This is a genomic window from Brevundimonas bacteroides DSM 4726 (assembly GCF_000701445.1).
Classification (GTDB): Bacteria; Pseudomonadota; Alphaproteobacteria; order Caulobacterales; family Caulobacteraceae; genus Brevundimonas; species Brevundimonas bacteroides.
This window is the reverse complement of the sequence record NZ_JNIX01000015.1, coordinates 1-13,978: the sequence shown is the minus strand read 5'-3', so window position 1 is coordinate 13,978 and position 13,978 is coordinate 1. Positions and strand designations below refer to the sequence as shown.

The window sequence follows — 13,978 nt, the reverse complement described above, 5'->3', positions numbered from 1 at the left end:
CGGCGACCCTGCGGCCGCCGCCCTTCATCATTTCAGCGCTGTGCGGCGGATCAGGCGTTCAGAGACGCCGGATCGACCTTCACGCCCGGGCCCATCGTGGACGACAGGCTGATGCGCTTCACATAGGTGCCCTTGGCGCCCGACGGCTTGGCCCGGACCAGGGCGTCGACGATCGCCTTGACATTGGCTTCCAGGGCGTCCTGGGTGAACGAGGCCTTGCCGATGCCGGCGTGGACGATACCCGCCTTCTCGACGCGGAACTCAACAGCGCCGCCCTTGGCGTCCTTGACCGCCTGGCCGACGTTCGGAGTCACGGTGCCGACCTTGGGGTTCGGCATCAGGCCGCGCGGGCCCAGCACCTTACCCAGACGACCCACCAGGGCCATCATGTCGGGCGAGGCGATGACGCGGTCGAAGTCCATCAGGCCGCCGTTGATCTGCTCGTACAGATCCTCGGCGCCGACGTATTCCGCGCCGGCCGCGCGTGCTTCCTCGGCCTTGGCGTCCTTGGCGAAGACGGCGACGCGGACGTCGCGGCCGGTGCCGGACGGCAGGTTGACCACGCCGCGGACCTGCTGGTCGGCGTGACGCGGGTCGACGCCCAGGTTGACGGCGATCTCGATCGACTCGTCGAACTTGGCCTTGGCGTTGTCCTTGACGGCCTTGATGGCGGCGTCGAACGGCAGCAGGGCCTCACGGTCCACGTTCCAGGCCTGGATGCGCTTGGGTTGCTTGGCCATGGTCTTAGCCCTCCACCACGTTCAGGCCCATCGCGCGGGCGGAGCCTTCGATGATCTTGGCCGCGGCCTCGACGTCGTTGGCGTTCAGATCCTTCATCTTCTTCTCGGCGATCTCGCGCAGCTGGGTGCGCGTGACCTTGCCGACCGTCTCGCGGCCCGTCAGCTTGGCGCCCGAGGTGATGCCCGCGGCCTGCTTCAGGTAGTGGGTCGCCGGCGGGGTCTTGGTGACGAAGGTGAAGCTCTTGTCCTGATAGACGGTGATCACCGTCGGCAGGGGCGTGCCCTTCACTTCCTTCTCGGTGCGGGCGTTGAACTCCTTGACGAAGCCCATGATGTTGACGCCGCGCTGACCCAGCGCCGGCCCGATCGGCGGCGACGGGGTCGCAGAGCCCGCGGGCACCTGCAGCTTGATATAGCCCAGAATCTTCTTGGCCATTGGTCTCTCCTATGAAGCGGCGAACTCAATCGCCACGGATGAGCCGTGGTGCGGCATGGCGGCCTCCCACGGATTTCCCGCGTTTCCGGCGGGCCGGAAAAGCGAAGGCGCGCCTATAGCGGGCTCGCCCTGCAAAAGCAAACGGCGGCTCCAAGGAGCCGCCGCCGCGAAGTCTGAAGTGGTCGGACGATCAGGCCGCGACCTTCTCCACCTGGCTGTATTCCAGGTCGACCGGCGTGGGACGGCCGAAGATCGACACCGCGACCCGCAGGCGCGCGGCGTCCTCGTCGACGCTCTCCACCTGGCCGTCGAAGCTGGCGAACGGGCCGTCGATGACCTTGACGGTCTCGCCGATATCGAAGCGGATCGTGGGCTTGGGACGCTCCACGCCCTCTTCTACAGCACCGATGATGTTCTGGACCTCGCGCTCGGAGACCGGCAGTGGCTTGGTGCCGCCCGCGGCGCCCAGGAAGCCCGTGACCTTGGGCGTGTCCTTGACCAGGTGATAGGCGTCGTCGGTCAGGTCCATCTTCACCAGCACATAGCCGGGGAAGAACTTGCGCTCGGAGTTGACCTTCCGGCCGCGACGGATCTCGACCACGTCCTCGGTCGGCACCAGGATCTCGGAGAAATACTCCTCCAGCCCGCGCTGCTTGGCCTGGTCGCGGATGTGCTGGGCGACCTTCTTCTCGAAGTTCGAATAGGCGTGGACGATGTACCACTTGTGGCGCGGGTTGGCCGGAGCCTTCAGTTCGGGCGCTGCATCCGTCACGGGCGCGATCCTTCTTTTTTCTTATTGGCCGATGGCGAGGACGAAGGTGGACGCCATGCCGAGCATCCAGTCCACGATCCAGAAGAAGGCCGCCGCGATGGCCACCATGATGAAGACCATCACCGAGGTGATCCAGGTCTCCTTGCGGCTCGGCCACACGATCTTGCGACCCTCGGCGCGGACCTGGCTGAAGAACTGGGCCGGGCTGGTCTTCTTCTTGGGGGCCGCGTCGTCGACGGTGACCGTGGCGCCGGAGGCCTGGGCCGCGACCTGCGGGCGCGAGCCGGCCGCCGGGTTTCCGGTGCGGCGTCCGCCTGTGAACCTGGACTTGGCCATCGTCTACGGGGTCTCTTCTAACGCGTGTTCCATCCCCGCAGATGGGAAGCCGTGGCCTGCGGGAACAGAGGGGAAAATGGCAGGAGTTGGGGGACTCGAACCCACGACCCCCGGTTTTGGAGACCGGTGCTCTACCAACTGAGCTAAACTCCTAGACAAAACAGAACGCGCCGTGGGGGCGAACCCATCGGCGCGTCGGTTCGCCAGACCGGGGGCTATGCCTGACCCCGCCAGCGTTTTCAAGCCGGATCAGTCCTCGAACCGCGCCGCGTTGGCCTCGGCTTCGTCTTCGGGCTTCACCACCTGACGGAACAGCAGCTTATCGATGCGGCGGTCGTCCATGTCGATCACCTCGACCTCGAACCGGCCGAGCTGCAGCACCTCGCCCTCCTCCGGCACGCGCGACAGCTGGTGCAGCACCAGGCCCGCGATGGTGTGGAAGCCCTCGTGCTCACCGAAGTCCTCGCCCAGGTCGTCGGCCAGCTCGTCCAGGTCCATCTGCCCGTCGACCAGCCAGGTGCCGTCCTCGCGCTGGCGGATCATCTGCTCGGCGTCGTCATGACCCTCGTCGAAGTCGCCCGCGATCATTTCCAGTAGGTCGGTCGCCGTGACCACGCCTTCGAAGGCGCCAAATTCGTCGACCAGGAAGGCCATGTGGACCTTGGACGACTTCAGAATCTCCAGCGCCTTCAGGACCGAGGTCGACTGCGGGATGAAGGCCGGCGTTTGCACCAGCTTCTCGACGTTGAACTCGCCGTTATCCAGCAGGCTGTCGAGCAGGTCCTTCTTGTGGACCACGCCGATCGGGTTATCGACGTCGTTCTCGCGAGCCACGACGATGCGCGAATAGGGACAGGTGCGGATCTCCTCGCGCAACTGCTCCTCGGTGTCGTCCAGAGCGATCCAGAACACCTCGTGGCGCGGCGTCATGGCCACGCGGATCGGACGGTCGCCGAGCGTCAGGATCTCCTCGATCATGACCTGCTCCTCGGGCTCGATCAGACCCGACGCCGTGCCCTCGGCGATCATGGTCTCGACCTCCTCCTGGGTGACGTCGGAGCCGTCGCGGTCCTTGACCCCCATGATCTTGAGGATGCCCGAGGTCGACGCCGTCAGCAGCGCCACGAAGGGATGCAGCACGATCGCCAGGGTAGAGATCGGACCGGCCGTCTTCGCCGCGATCGATTCGGGAAAGATCAACGCCAGCCGCTTGGGCACCAGCTCGCCGACGATCAGCGACACATAGGTGATCCCGACGACGACCACCGCGGTCGAGGCGATCTCGGCCCAGGCCGCCGTCGCCGGAAACGCGGTTTCGATGATGCGCGTCAGCTCGCCCGCGATGGCGGCCTGACCGTAGGCGCCGGCCAGAATGCCGATCAGGGTGATGCCCACCTGGACGGCCGACAGGAAGTGGGTCGGGTCCTCCGACAGCTTCAGCGCGGCGCGCGCGCCCCGGTCGCCGCGCTCGGCCCGGCTCTGCAGTTTGGATTTGCGCGACGAGACGACCGCCAGCTCGGTCATGGCGAACAGGCCGTTGAGCACCACGAGGAGCAGAACGACGACGATGGCGATGGATAACATCTTGTGGGGAGAGAGGCCCGACGCGGCGCGACAGTCGGCGTCCGCCGTCCGCTCCTAGCGGAACGCGGCCGGTTTCGCCACGATTTCCTTGGCCAAGGCTTCCTGGGACCGAACGATCAGTTCGTGCGCCCGGCCTCGACCGAGCCGTAGGCACCGCGCGACCCGTCGTCGGCCGTGGCGCAGGCCGAGACCCCCAGCAGGGTGCCGATGAAGAGACCGATGTGCAGCGCGCGTCGCATGGGAACTGGTTACCAAAATCCTAACGGCCGAAACGAACGTAGAAGCCGGTTCGCGGTTCACGGCAAGCGCGCGCCCCAACCGGTTGTGCGGAACGGTAAACGCCGGGTGCGGGTTGATGCGGCTCCAGTCCGCCGTGAGTTCCTCCGTATGCGTCGCCTGCCTGTGCTTCTCCTCCCAGCCGCCCTCGCCCTGTCTCTCGCCGCCTGCGGAGCCCCCGATCCGGACGGAAATGAGCAGCCGGCCGCCGTCCCTACCGCGCCTGCGCCCGCGGCCCCGGCCGGAACCCTGTCCCGCCAGACCATCGAAAGCGCCGTCTGGTCCGAGGCGTCGGCCGCGACATCGGCTCCGACCGACGCCGCGCCCGGCCAGGCCGCCCCTCCCGAAACCCCGCCTCCCGAAATCATCCGCGCCCAGATTCTGCTCGATCGCGCCCGTTTCTCACCCGGCATCGTCGACGGCTTCGGCGGCGACAACACCCGCCAGGCCGTCGCCGCCTTCGAGGAAGCCAACGACCTGCCCGTCGACGGCGCACTGGACGCCCAGGTCTTCGCCCGCCTGACCGAGGGCGCCGCCCCGGTCCTGACCGACCACGTCATCACGGCCCAGGACGTCGCCGGCCCCTTCGCGCCGGTGCCCACCGACCTCGAAGCCATGGCGGCGATGCGGAGCGTAGGCTACGCCAGCCCCCGTGAAGCCTTGGCCGAGCGCTTCCACGTCAGCGAAGGCGTGCTCGCCGCACTCAATCCCGGCGTGGACTTCGCCCGCGTCGGCCAGACCATCGTGGTCCCCGCCGTCTCGGCCGCACCCTTGCCCGAGGTCTCCCGCATCGTCATCGACAAGGCCGAGAGCTCGCTGCGCGCCTTCGACTCCGACGGCCGGCTGCTGGCCTTCTATCCCGCCACCATCGGCAGCCCGGAGCGTCCCGCTCCGTCAGGCCGCCTGACGGTGCTCGGCGTCGCGCCCGAGCCTAACTACACCTACGATCCCGAACGGGTCAGCTACGACCGCGGCGACAGGAAGCTCGTGATCCCTGCGGGGCCGAACAACCCGGTCGGCTCGGTCTGGATCGACCTGTCGCGCGACACCTACGGCATCCACGGCACGCCCGATCCGAACAAGATCGCCAAGACCCAGTCCAACGGCTGCGTCCGCCTGACCAACTGGAGCGCCGAACAGCTCGCCGCCTCGGTCAAGCCGGGCGTCGAGGTGGTCTTCACCTAGGAGGCCGCCTCCGCCTCTTCCGGATCGCCGTCCTTGAACCGCCACTTCATGGCCAGCACCCCCGCCGCCATGACCAGGGCGGCGGAGTTGGCGAAGGTCACCGGCCAAGCTTGGGTCATCACCCCGTAGACGACCCACAGCACGAAGCAGGTCACCGTCAGAGAATAAGTCTTCAGCGAGACCGAGGACGCGTCACGCTCCTTCCAGATCTTGATCATCTGGGGCGCGAAGCTGGTGATGGAGCACAGGGCGGCGGCCGTGCCGAAGGCGTTGGCGATCAGGTCGGAGTTCATGCGCCGTCAACGGCGCGACATGGCCCCGGTTCCTGTCACTCCGCCCTCAGCGCCTCCGGCGCCCGCGATCCGATCGTCCGGTCCAGGAAGTCCAGGTAGGTCCGCCACTGCTGCAGCTGACGCTCATTGCCCCGCACGCCATGACGCTGGCCCGGATAGAGCATCAGCTCGAACGGCGTGCTCGACGCCTGCAGCGCATCCATCACCCGGGTCGAGTTCTCCAGGATGACGTTGTCGTCGGCCATGCCGTGCATCAGCAGCAGCCGCCCGGTCAGCTGGTCCAGCTGATCCACCACGTCCGACGCCGCATACCCCTCCGGGTTGGCCTCCGGCGTCGACATGAAGCGTTCGGTGTAGTGGGTGTCATACAGGCTCCAGTCCGTCACCGGCGCGCCCGAGATGGCCGCGGTCAGGTTCATCCTCGGCTCGGTCAGCATGTGCAGCGTCATGAACCCGCCGTAGCTCCAGCCCATCGCCGCGATCCGGTCGTCATCCACGAACGGCAGGGATCTCAGATGGTTGATCGCCAGAACCTGATCGTCCACCTCAGGCTGGCCCATCGTCAGGTACAGCGCCTGCTTGAACGCCGCCGACCGGTCGCCCTCGCCCCGGTTGTCCAGACGGAACACCAGATAGCCCGCCTCGGTCAGCAGCTGCGTCGTCGCCGGCAGCCAGCCGTTGCGAACGCCGCCCCCCGAGGGGCCGCCATAGACCTGCATGACTACCGGATAGGTCCGCGACGGATCGAAATCGACGGGCCTGGCCATCTGCCAGACCAGGATGTGGCCATCGCTCTCCAGCGTGCCGAACTCGACGGTGGGCCGACGCGACACGAAGGGCGCGAACGGGTGGTCGGCGTCCACCGCATTCTCCTCGATCCAACGCACGAAGGTCCCGTCGGCGGCATACAGACCCGAGCGCGGCGGCGTGGTCAGGTCGTTGTAGTTCCCGACATAGGCCGTCGCCGTCCGGTTCATGCTGGCCGACCACCAGCCGCCCTGCGGCGTCACCGCGACCGGCGCGCCGTCCGTGGTCAGGCTCGCGCGGAACAGCTGCTGCTCGATCGGATACTCGCGGCCGTCGCGCATGGAGGCGGTGAAGAAGACCTCGCCGGTCTCCTCGTTGACGCTGTTCAGCGCCTTGACCGGCCAGTCGCCGGAGGTGATGGCGCGCACCTTCCGGCCGTCGGCGTCGAACAGATACAGGTGCCGCCAGCCGGTGCTCTCGTCCGACCAGATGAAGCGGCCGTCCTTCAGCGCCTTGAAATCGTGGGTCAGCGGCACCCAGGCGTCGGACGTCTGGGTCGCGATGACGCGCGACGCCCCGGTCGCCGGGTCCACGCGCAGCAGGTCCAGCGTCTGCTGATCGCGCGACTGGCGCTGGACATAGAGCACGCTGCCGTCCGTCGCCCAGTTGACCCGCGCCAGATAGATGTCGGTGTTGTCGCCCAGATCGACCTTGACCCTCTGGCCCGAGGCGACGTCCTGGACCCACAGCTCGACCACGGCGTTGGGCCGCCCGGCGCGCGGATAGCGCTGCTCGATCGTGGTCGCCCCGCCGCCGGTGATGTCCAGCCGCGGAATGACGTCGACGGTCGATTCATCGGTCCGCTGCAGCGCGATGAACCGTTCGTTCGGGCTCCACCAGTAGCCGGTGTCGCGATCCATCTCCTCCTGGGCGATGAATTCGGCGGTGGCCCAGGTGATCAGGCCCTCGCCGTCCGTCGTGACCGGCCGCTCCTGCCCGTCGGCGAGGTTGACGATCACCAGATCCTGGTCGCGCACGAAGCTGACGAAGTTACCCTGGGGGCTGACCTTGGCGTCGATCTCGTCGGCCTCGGTCTCGGTCAGGCGGCGGATGTCGCCGCCCTGGCGGCTGGCCAAGAAGATGTCGCCCTCCAGCGGCGCCAGGATGTAGCGGCCCTGTTCGTCCCAGGAGTATTCGACCACGCCACGCTGGCTGATCCGCATCCGCTCGCGCCGCGCCTTCTCCGCCTCCGACAGCTCGCCCGCGTCCGGGACCAGCGCCCTCGCGTCGATCAGCTTGAACGGTTCCCCCGCCCCGGTTGGCGCGGCCCACAGGTCCAGCACCGAAACGTCGTCCTCCCGCGCCCTCAGGAAGGCCACCAACTCGCCGTCCGGGGACAGGCTGACGCCCTGGGCGACCGGCCCGTTCAAGGACGGACTGGCGAAGACCCGTTCGGGGGTGAGGATCGCGGAGTCCGGGGTCTGGGCCTGGGCGGTGGTGACGGACAACAGGGCGAGGGCGGAGACGGCGAGGACGGTACGCATGACGGCGACGCTAGCGGGGGATTTCGCGCTCGTCACCCTCTCCCGGCGGGAGAGGGCTTGAGCGCCCGCGAGCGAAGCGAGTGGACTTGCGCGAAAGGGTGAGGGGTTTCCCTCTCACCGGCTACCGATCTAACCCCTCACCCTTTCGGCTTAGCGGATCGCTACGCTCTCCGAGCCTCAAGCCCTCTCCCGCTGGGAGAGGGACTCTACGCCACCTTCCGCTTCCGCCCCCGACCCCCTAAAGACAGGGCCATATGACCGACGCCGCCCTGTCCCCGCCGCCCGCCCGCCCCTCGGCCTTCCACGAGCTGGAGGTGACCTGGGTCCATCACTGGACCGAGCAGCTGTTCAGCTTCCGCGTCGCCCGCCCGGACGACTTCCGCTTCCGCTCGGGCGAGTTCGTCATGATCGGCCTGCCGGCCGAGGACGGCGCCAAGCCCCTGCTCCGCGCCTACTCCATCGCTAGCCCTAGCTGGGACGAACAGCTGGAGTTCCTGTCCATCGCCGTGCCCGACGGCCCCCTGACGTCCCGCCTTGTCCACATCAAGCCCGGCGACACCGTCATGATGGGCAAGAAGCCCACCGGCACGCTCGTGCTCGACGCCCTCACCGGCGGCGAGACGCTCTGGCTGATCGGCACGGGCACAGGCCTGGCGCCCTGGCTCAGCGTCGCGCGTGATCCGGACACCTACAGCCGCTTCGGCCGCGTCATCGTCTGCCATACGGTGCGGAACGTCGCCGACCTCGCCTACCGCGACTTCTTCACCTCCGGCATCCACGACGATCCCCTGATCGGCGAGGAGGCGGCGGCCCAGCTGACCTATTATCCCACCGTCACGCGCGAGCCGTTCGACACGCCGGGCCGCATCACAGACCGCATCACGTCGGGCGCGGTCTTCACCGACCTCGGCCTGGCAGGCCCAGACGAGAGGGGCGGCTTCTCGCCCGACCGCGACCGCGTCATGCTGTGCGGCTCCATGGCCATGATCAAGGAAACCGCCGAGCTGCTGGAAGGCTTCGGCCTCAAGGAGGGCTCCAACGCCGAGCCCGGCGACTATGTCCTGGAGCGCGCCTTTGTCGGCTGACGTCCTGCACAAGCCCCAGATCGTCGCCGTCGACGCCCGCGTCGACCCGGCCGCCTGCCAGTCGATGGCCGAGGTCCGCCAGGGCGTGGACGCGCTGGACCGGGCCCTCGTCGCCCTCATCGCCGAGCGCCAGCGCTACATGGAGGCCGCCGCGCGCATCAAGCCGAACCGCGACGCCGTCCACGACGACGCCCGAATCGAGGACGTGGTGGCCAAGGTCCTGGCGGCAGCGCAAGGCCAGCACTTGTCGCCCGACATCGCCGAGCCCGTCTGGCGCACCCTGATCGACCGCTGCATCGCCCACGAGTTCTCGGTCTACGACCGGACCCGCAGCTAGCCCTTCAGCGACCTGAGCATAAGCTCATGCCGCCACGCCGCCACGTCGGCGAGGGCGGCGTCCAGCGCGTCCCGCACCCGCTCCAGCAACGGCGGCGCATCCGCCTTCTCCGCCGCCTCGGCCGTCGCGCAGGCCTCGGCAAGCGCGCCTGCGCCGATCCCTGCCGCCGTCCCCCTGAGAGTGTGAACCGCGTCCCGCCAACCGTCCTCGCGGACACCCAGCAGCGGGGCCCACACCTCGGCCTGCTGGACGAACAGGCCCAGGATCTCCTCCGACACCGCGTCGTCGCCGCCCGTCGTGCGGTCCAGCACCGAGAAGTCCACCGCGCCGGTCAGGTCGCGGCGCGACATCAGGCGGCCTCTTGCGGGGCCTTGGCCAGCCGGGCGTTCCGCGCCGACCACAGGAAGTAGACCAGCAAGCCCGCCCCGTTCCACACTAGGAACCAGAACTGCGTCCGCGTCTGCAAACTCAGGAAGAAGACGATGCAGCCGACGATGGTGATCGCCCCGACCAGCCAGAACAGCGGCGCCTTGAACTTCCTCGGCCGGTTCGGGTCGCGCAGCCTCAGCACGATCAGGCACACCCCCACCGCCGCGAAGGCCGCCAGCGTCCCCGCGTTGGCCAGCGACGCCAGCTCGTCCAGCCGCATCACACCGGCCAGCGCCGCGACCACGATCGCCGTGAACACCGTCACCACGACCGGCACGCCTCGCCCCGAAATCTTCGCCAGCCCCGTCGGCAACAGGCCGTCGCGCGCCATGCCCAGGAAGATCCGGCTCTGTCCGAACAGGAAGGCCAGTAGCACGGTCGGCAACGCGATCACCGCCGAAGCCGCGATCCACTGGGCCGCCGTCCCCTGCCCCATCTCGCGCAGGATCAGGGCCAGGGGCTCGGGACTCTCGGCGAAGCTCGCGACCGGTCGGGCGCCGATCGCGGTGGCCGCCACCACCAGATACAGCGCCGTGCAGACCAGCATGGAGCCGACGATGCCGATGGCCAGGTCCCGCTCGGGCCGCTTGGTCTCCTCCGCCGCCGTGGAGATGGCGTCGAAGCCATAGAAGGCGAAGAAGATGATGGCCGCCGCCGCCATCACCCCCGTCTGCACGAAGGGCGCGCCGAAACCGTTGGGCATGAAGGGCGTGAAGTTGGCGCTGTCGAACGCCGGCAGGGCGATGGCCACGAACGCCACCAGCGCCGCGACCTTGATGACCACCAGCACGGCGTTCAGCGTCGCGCTCTCCCGCGTGCCGAGCAGCAGAAGGCCCGTCACTATGGCGATGATGAACACGGCCGGCAGGTTGACGATCCCGCCCGCGACATGTGGCCCGACCGTCAGCGCGGTGGGCAGATCGATGCCCAGCCCGGTCAGGAACCCGACCGCATAGCCGGACCACCCCACGGCCACGGCAGACACGACCAGCGAGTACTCCAGGATCAGGCTCCATCCCACGATCCACGCCAGCAGTTCACCCAGCACGGCGTAGGAATAGGTATAGGCGCTGCCGGCCTGCGGCATCATGGTCGACAGCTCGGCATAGGCCAGGGCCGCGCAGGCGCAGACGAGACCCGCGAGCGCGAAGCTGATCATCACCGCCGGCCCGGCCAGCCCCGCGCCCACGCCGATCAGGGTCAGTATGCCGGTGCCCACGATAGCGCCGACGCCGAGCGCGATCAGGTGATACCAGCTCAGCGTGGCCTTCAGCCGGGGCCCGTCGCCTCCGGCCTGCATCAGATCGATCGACTTGCGCCGGTTCCAGAAAGCCATGCGTCCACTCCCCCGCCTTGCCCGGCGCGATTCCCGGGCGATGCTAGACGCCCCCGCGACACAGAGGAACCACGCTCGAAGACCCTTGCCAGGAGAGGCCCTACTCTCTATGTCCCGCCCTCCCGTGACGCCTCGCGATCTGGCACACGCGGAAGCGGCATGGCGTTTGCACGACCGACCACGACGACTGGTCCGGGTGATTAGCTCAGTTGGTAGAGCAGCTGACTCTTAATCAGCGGGTCGTAGGTTCGAACCCTACATCACCCACCATCGTCCTTGTTTAGCGCGGCCTTCAGGCGCTTCCTCTCCCGGTCGGCCTTCGCCTTCACCTCGGCCATTCGCGCGTCCAGCGCCTCGCGCTCGGCCGCAAGCTCCGACAGCGCCCGTTCGGTCTCGGTCTCCAGCGTCTCCAGTTCCGCCTTCAGCTGGTCCCGGCGCGCCCTCGCCCGCTTCGCCGCCGGCTCGTTCGCCTTCGGCCGGACCGGCTTCACCTCGCCCGGATCGACGGCCACGCCGGTCCGGATGACCGTGCCCGGCCGCGCCAGCGCCGCGTCGTAGTCGTCGCCCTCGCGGATCTCGTCCGCCAGCCCGCCCGCGAACAGATCCTGCCCGACGCCCCAGGCCTCCAGCGCCTTGGGCCGCGAGGTCGTCGCCACCGTGAAGCGGTGAAACCCGTCCGACCACGCGAACACCTTGAGACGCCCAGCCATGCCGCCCCGTCAACCCGCCAGCGGCACGGCCGTAGCGGCCGAGGGCATGGCCGGCAAGGGTCCGGGATCGCGCCCGCCGCCGAATTCGATCAGGGCCTCGACCCGCTTGTCGATCGAGGGGTGGGTGGCGAACAGACCGTCGAGGAAGCCCTCCTTGCGGTTGTCCAGGAACATGCCCTGGACCTCGTCCGGCGCCTTCACGAACGACCGTCCCTCGACCTTCCTCAGCGCCGAGATCATGGCGTCGGGGTTCTTGGTCAGCTCCACCGCCCCGGCGTCGGCCACATATTCGCGCGTCCGCGACAGCATGAGCCGGATGACGACCGCCAGCGCGAAGCCGACCAGGGCGATGGCGAAGCCGATCATCAGCAAGGGCCCGGCGTTCTTGTTGTCCCGGCTCGATCCCCGCACATAGAACAGCCCACGGAACGTCAGCTCCGCCAACACGGTGATGATGCCGGCGAAGATCGAGGCGATGACCATCGTCCGCACGTCCTTGTTGATGACGTGGGTCAGCTCATGGGCCAGGACCGCCTCCATCTCGTCGCGGTCCAGCGCCTCCATCAGGCCGCGCGTGACGGTCACGCTGTAATGGCCCTCGCGCAGGCCGGACGCATAGGCGTTCAGCTCGGGCCGCTCGATGATGCGCAGCGTCGGCGTCCGCAACCCCCGTGAGATGGCCAGGTTTTCCAACAGATTGTAAAGCTGCGGCTCCGCCGTCCGCTCGACCTTCCGGGCGCCGGTCATGGCGTCGATCATCGCCTGGTTGCCGAACCAGGCGATGGCGAACCAGATCCCGGCGACGACCAGCGCCAGCGGGATGGTGCCCGCCAGCATCGAGACGGCCAGCGCGATGTCGTCTTCCAGCGTCCCGCCGGAGTTCGGCAGAACGCCGAACCCCATCAGGATCAGTTGCAGACCGAAGATCACCCCCACCAGCATGACCGGAAACCCGGCCAGCAGCAGGATCGAGCGGGTGTTGTTGGCCCAGATGTGGGTCGCGAGACCGACGGCGCGCATCGAGGCCTAGAACTTCACCGTCGGCGGGGCGGCGTTCATGGCCTCGCGGTCCGCGGCGCCGACATCGAAGAAGGGCTTCTCCTGACCAAAGCCGAACATCCCGGCGAACAGCACGGTCGGGAACTGGGCGCGCACGGCGTTGAACTCGGCCACGGCATTGTTGAAGAAGCGGCGCGCGGCGGCCAGCTTGTTCTCGATGTCGGCCAACTCGCGCTGCAGCTCCAGGAAGTTGGTGTTGGCCTTGAGGTCCGGATAGGCCTCGGCCACGGCGAACAGCCGGCCGAGCGCGGCGGTCATCATGTTGTCGGCGGCCACCTTGTCGTTGACGGTCGTGGCTCCTGCGGCGGCGGCGCGGGCCTGGGTCACGGCGTTCAGCGTGCCCTGCTCGTGGGCGGCATAGCCCTTCACCGTCTCGACCAGATTGGGAATCAGGTCGTTGCGCTGCTTCAACTGGACGTCGATGTCGGCGAACGACTGGTCCGCGCGCTGATCCAGCGCGACGAGCTTGTTGTAGGCGCCGATCACCACGAAGGCGAGGATCGCGACGATGACGGCGATGACGATGAGCGTGATCATTGGAACTCCCCTGTTCGGCGTGATTATCACGCGGGCCGGGCGATGCGGATAGCGAAATCGTCAGGTCGCCAATGGTCTCACGTATCTCTCACCACGACGCACTCATGTCCCTTCTCCCCTTGCGGCACGAGGAAGGATGATCGCGCGCTGTTTTTCCCAGTCATCCAACGACGCCCGGAATCAGCGAGTAAAATCAACGCCCGCTCCGTTTGAGACGCTCTGAACGCGCCCTCATTGAATCCTGCCTTACAATCACCTCCGGTTCCGTCGCCTGGGAAGGGCGCAAGGCCTTGCGAGCTTGTCGCGGCGGGAGCGGTTGGAGCGGGGGCTCCAGAGGTCCAACGACCGGAGGCCGTGAAGAGCGGTCATTCGGCGTCCGGATCAAGGGGGTGGCGTGGGTTCACTGTCAGGAGCGAGGGTCTCGGGCTCAAGTAGCCTGGAACCGCGTTCCAGGCGGTAGCCCACCAAAAAGGCGGCGAGCAGAAGACTCGCCGCGTTCAGGGGATCGGCTTTCGCAAGCACGCCGACCTTCCCGCCGGAGGCGTCAGTAGCGGCAAGGCTCTAACAGGGCC

At 67.9% G+C, this 13,978-nt stretch carries 16 protein-coding genes and 2 tRNA genes; 4 read left to right on the top strand and 14 right to left on the bottom strand.

What is annotated here, in order from left to right; genetic code table 11:
• Positions 1 to 50: 50 nt before the first annotated feature.
• The 7 genes from rplA to Q333_RS18000 all read right to left on the bottom strand — a co-directional run bounded on the left by rplA (position 51) and on the right by Q333_RS18000 (position 4,107).
• Entirely contained in the window at positions 51 to 740 is a 690-nt protein-coding gene (gene rplA, locus Q333_RS0113375; protein ID WP_029417665.1) for a 50S ribosomal protein L1, read from the bottom strand.
• Positions 741 to 744: 4 nt separating this feature from the next.
• Positions 745 to 1,176 (bottom strand): 50S ribosomal protein L11, encoded by a 432-nt coding sequence (rplK, locus tag Q333_RS0113370; protein WP_029417664.1) that lies wholly within the window; start codon positions 1,174 to 1,176, stop codon positions 745 to 747.
• Between the two features lie 190 nt (positions 1,177 to 1,366).
• A complete protein-coding gene (nusG, locus tag Q333_RS0113365) occupies positions 1,367 to 1,927 on the bottom strand; it encodes a transcription termination/antitermination protein NusG (RefSeq protein ID WP_211249716.1) in 561 nt (186 codons plus the stop codon).
• A 42-nt stretch (positions 1,928 to 1,969) separates the two neighbouring features.
• Complete coding sequence (secE, locus tag Q333_RS0113360) at positions 1,970 to 2,284, bottom strand: preprotein translocase subunit SecE (RefSeq protein ID WP_029417662.1); 315 nt, start codon at positions 2,282 to 2,284, stop codon at positions 1,970 to 1,972.
• Between the two features lie 77 nt (positions 2,285 to 2,361).
• A tRNA-Trp gene (locus tag Q333_RS0113355) sits at positions 2,362 to 2,437 on the bottom strand.
• 96 nt (positions 2,438 to 2,533) lie between these two features.
• Positions 2,534 to 3,868 (bottom strand): hemolysin family protein, encoded by a 1,335-nt coding sequence (locus Q333_RS0113350; RefSeq protein ID WP_029417660.1) that lies wholly within the window; start codon positions 3,866 to 3,868, stop codon positions 2,534 to 2,536.
• 116 nt (positions 3,869 to 3,984) lie between these two features.
• Complete coding sequence (locus Q333_RS18000; protein ID WP_281173722.1) at positions 3,985 to 4,107, bottom strand: hypothetical protein; 123 nt, start codon at positions 4,105 to 4,107, stop codon at positions 3,985 to 3,987.
• Between the two features lie 148 nt (positions 4,108 to 4,255).
• Here Q333_RS18000 and Q333_RS0113340 point away from each other — a divergent pair, with 148 nt between their 5' ends.
• Positions 4,256 to 5,329 carry a L,D-transpeptidase family protein gene (locus Q333_RS0113340; RefSeq protein ID WP_029417658.1) on the top strand — a complete coding sequence of 358 codons (1,074 nt, stop codon included), beginning with the start codon at positions 4,256 to 4,258 and terminating at the stop codon, positions 5,327 to 5,329.
• Here Q333_RS0113340 and Q333_RS0113335 read toward each other — a convergent pair.
• Positions 5,326 to 5,622, bottom strand: a complete 297-nt coding sequence (locus tag Q333_RS0113335) for a SemiSWEET family sugar transporter (protein WP_029417656.1) — start codon at positions 5,620 to 5,622, stop codon at positions 5,326 to 5,328. The two genes, Q333_RS0113340 and Q333_RS0113335, sit on opposite strands and share 4 nt — an antisense overlap.
• Before the next feature lie 35 nt (positions 5,623 to 5,657).
• Positions 5,658 to 7,913, bottom strand: coding sequence for a S9 family peptidase (locus Q333_RS0113330; protein WP_035294461.1), 2,256 nt, complete (start codon positions 7,911 to 7,913; stop codon positions 5,658 to 5,660).
• A 254-nt stretch (positions 7,914 to 8,167) separates the two neighbouring features.
• Between Q333_RS0113330 and Q333_RS0113325 the strand changes: the two genes are divergently transcribed.
• On the top strand, positions 8,168 to 8,998 hold the full coding sequence (locus tag Q333_RS0113325; protein ID WP_029417653.1) for a ferredoxin--NADP reductase: 831 nt from the start codon (positions 8,168 to 8,170) through the stop codon (positions 8,996 to 8,998).
• Positions 8,970 to 9,335: a chorismate mutase gene (locus tag Q333_RS0113320; protein ID WP_051651333.1), complete on the top strand. Its 366-nt coding sequence runs from the start codon at positions 8,970 to 8,972 to the stop codon at positions 9,333 to 9,335. The genes Q333_RS0113325 and Q333_RS0113320 overlap by 29 nt, the downstream gene beginning before the upstream one ends.
• Here the strand turns inward: Q333_RS0113320 and Q333_RS0113315 are convergent.
• Positions 9,332 to 9,685 (bottom strand): Hpt domain-containing protein, encoded by a 354-nt coding sequence (locus Q333_RS0113315; RefSeq protein ID WP_029417649.1) that lies wholly within the window; start codon positions 9,683 to 9,685, stop codon positions 9,332 to 9,334. The genes Q333_RS0113320 and Q333_RS0113315 overlap by 4 nt on opposite strands.
• Complete coding sequence (locus Q333_RS0113310) at positions 9,685 to 11,100, bottom strand: amino acid permease (RefSeq protein WP_029417648.1); 1,416 nt, start codon at positions 11,098 to 11,100, stop codon at positions 9,685 to 9,687. Before Q333_RS0113310 ends, Q333_RS0113315 begins: the two co-directional genes overlap by 1 nt.
• A gap of 194 nt (positions 11,101 to 11,294) precedes the next feature.
• Here Q333_RS0113310 and Q333_RS0113305 point away from each other — a divergent pair.
• Positions 11,295 to 11,370 (top strand) — tRNA-Lys (locus tag Q333_RS0113305).
• Here Q333_RS0113305 and Q333_RS17420 read toward each other — a convergent pair.
• The 3 genes from Q333_RS17420 to Q333_RS0113290 are packed head-to-tail and all read right to left on the bottom strand — an operon-like array spanning position 11,361 to position 13,406.
• The gene (locus Q333_RS17420) at positions 11,361 to 11,810 is read right to left on the bottom strand and encodes a hypothetical protein (protein ID WP_029417647.1); all 450 of its coding nucleotides are present in this window, start codon (positions 11,808 to 11,810) and stop codon (positions 11,361 to 11,363) included. The genes Q333_RS0113305 and Q333_RS17420 overlap by 10 nt on opposite strands.
• Before the next feature lie 9 nt (positions 11,811 to 11,819).
• Entirely contained in the window at positions 11,820 to 12,830 is a 1,011-nt protein-coding gene (locus Q333_RS0113295) for a M48 family metallopeptidase (RefSeq protein WP_029417646.1), read from the bottom strand.
• Positions 12,831 to 12,836: 6 nt separating this feature from the next.
• Positions 12,837 to 13,406 carry a LemA family protein gene (locus Q333_RS0113290; RefSeq protein WP_029417644.1) on the bottom strand — a complete coding sequence of 190 codons (570 nt, stop codon included), beginning with the start codon at positions 13,404 to 13,406 and terminating at the stop codon, positions 12,837 to 12,839.
• Positions 13,407 to 13,978: the final 572 nt, after the last annotated feature.